Consider the following 2,385-nt stretch of genomic DNA (forward strand, 5'->3'; position numbering starts at 1 on the left):
TGTCAAGGGCCAGTTAAAGGTGCCCACGGGTGGCCAGCATTACTGCCCGCTGGTGGCCATGAAAACTGCCCGGTCATGGCCATCGGATCTGCCCACCGGGTATTCGGCGGCGTTGGCCATGTTCGGGATTTGTTTAGCTCATTGGCGTGACTCCTTGTCCGGCCAGGGCCTGGCTGAGGCGGATCGATTCCCCAGTGGTTTGGCAGACGTGTGCGTGGTGCAGCAGCCGGTCGACCGTCGCGGTGGCGAGGGTTTTGGGCATGAGCTCGTCGAAGCCCGCGGGATGCAGATTCGAGGAGACCGCGATGGAGCGTTTCTCATAGGCTGCGTCAACAAGGCGGTAGAGGCCCTCGGCGGCATCGGTCCCGACAGGCAGGAGCCCTATGTCATCGACCACCACTAAATCCGCGCGCAGGATCCTGGCGACCACTTTCGTGACGCTGTCGTCGGAGCGGTGCGCGCGCATCAGCGCGCCGAGGTCTTCAAGGCGGAACCATGCCACGCGCATGCCGGCCTCGACGGCCTGCTGCCCGAGGGCTTCGAGGAAGAACGTCTTCCCGGTGCCGGAGGGCCCGCAAATGACAACGTTTTCCTTGCGCCCGATCCATTCCAGTGTCCGCAGCGCCTGCTGTGTCGGTAGCGGGACTGAGGACGCGGCGGGATCCCAGGTGCCGAAGGTCTTCCCGGTCGGGAACCCTGCGGCTTTACGCCTGGTGGCGAGCATGGACCGGGACCGGCCAGCGACTTCCTCGGTGAAGAGGGCCTTGATGACCTCGGCCGGTTCCCAGCGTTGCGTACGGGCGGTCGCGATCAACTCCGGTGCCAGAGCCCGCGCGTAGGGCATCTTCAGCTGCCGCATCAGCGCCTCCAGGTCCGCCGGCAGGACGGGCGCGGTGACCGGGACCGGGCTCATGCGCTTTCCTCCAGTCCGGTCTCACCACGGCCGGCACCGGGGGGACGTCCGATGGCCGCCCACCCGGCCGTGCCCTGGGTCAAGGACCGGGTTTCGTCCGCGGCGCGGGTCGTGGTGCGGGCGCCCCCGGCGGTCAGGATTGAGGCCAGGTCTTTGTGCGCGAAGCGGCCATGGACGGCCGCGGTCCCCAACGCCTGATCGACGTCGGCCTGCCCGGCGATCTTCGCCAAGGCCACCGCTTCGGCCATCTTCACGTTCATCCGCGCCGTGCCCGCGGCGGCGGCTTCGAGCAGCCACGCGCGGGCGCCGTCCCCGATGCCAAGGAACTCCGCCTCCGCGGCGTTGCGGGCCTTGACCGCGTAATCGCCCGGGATCTTCGGCCGGTGATCAGGGAAATGGGCGTCGTTGATCGCGGGGCTGCCCGGGCGGGCCCGCTGGTGCCGGGCGACTTCCACCGGGCCGGCGCTGCCGTGATGGACGATGATGACCTGCTCACCGGGTCCGGCACCGTGGCTGCGCACGAATACGCGCGCGCCGAGCAGGGCTGCCGGGACGGAGTACTGGCCGTTTTCGAAGGTGACCATCGGCGTGTTCTCCGGCACCGTCCGGGAGAGCCCGAACGCGACCGTGTGCGCGGTGTCCGGGATCCGGTGCAGCCGGGGTGCTTCCTCGGCGAGCATCACCGCTGGTTTGCGGCGGGTGGCACGGTGCTCACGGTTGTTGACCTCGTCCATGAACACTTGGCACGCCGCTTCGATCTCCGCGAAGGAGGCGTATTCGGCCCGCAGATTCGTGTCTTTGGGGACGATGTCGGCTTTAGCGACCCGCACCGATGCCTCCACGCCGCCCTTGGAGGCAGGATCCGCCGGCTGGCAGGTCAACACTGTCACCCCGTAGTGGCGGGCGAAGTCCACGGTCTGCTGGTTACGCACCGGGACCCCAGCAACATGGGAAACGGTGACCGTTTTCTCATTGTCGGTTAGGACATAGGTTGGCGCGCCGCCCAGGACACGGAAGGTGCGGTCCAATGCCGCGAACACACTCGGCGCCGTCCGGTCCCGCAAAGCGATCACGATCCTGAACCGCGACCAGGCCAGCCATGCCACGAACAACACGGTCTTTCTCCCCTCGATCAGGGGGCCGTCGCCGAAATCGTACTGAAGCCACATCCCCGGCTCGGTGATCCAGGGCCGGTGCACCCGGACATGACCCAGCCGCCACGCCGCCCGCACCTGGGCGACAGCACGGCGGGTCGAGCGTTCCGAACCCTCATAGCCCAGGGCCCGGAGTTTGTCGTGGGCTTTGTCGGCGCGGATCTTGCCCTTGGAGGCCTCAACCCATTCCTCGATCTTGGGCAGGAACGCGTCAGTGACACGGCCCCGGTAGACCGGCTCGGCCATTGGCTGGCCCGCGTTCCGCGCCCCAACATGCCGGTTGACCGTGTGGTGGGAACAGCCCGTAAGCTCCGCGGC

The 2,385-nt window shown here is 67.8% G+C and carries 2 protein-coding genes; both read right to left on the minus strand.

From position 1 onward, the window contains the following. Positions 1-133: 133 nt before the first annotated feature. Positions 134-913, minus strand: coding sequence for an IS21-like element helper ATPase IstB (gene istB, locus IWX62_RS16095; RefSeq protein WP_196842421.1), 780 nt, complete (start codon positions 911-913; stop codon positions 134-136). Then, positions 910-2,385: IS21 family transposase (istA, locus tag IWX62_RS16100; protein ID WP_196842422.1), on the minus strand; the 1,476-nt coding region annotated here is incomplete at its 5' end. The genes istA and istB, both read right to left, overlap by 4 nt.

Origin of the sequence: Arthrobacter sp. CAN_A1, from assembly GCF_015751665.1 — a bacterium.
Taxonomy (GTDB): domain Bacteria; phylum Actinomycetota; class Actinomycetes; order Actinomycetales; family Micrococcaceae; genus Arthrobacter_D.

What these genes read in the sequence shown, in the direction of transcription:
- istB (WP_196842421.1), bottom strand. Translation starts at nt 913, where the DNA reads ATGAGCCCGGTCCCGGTCACCGCGCCCGTCCTGCCGGCGGACCTGGAG.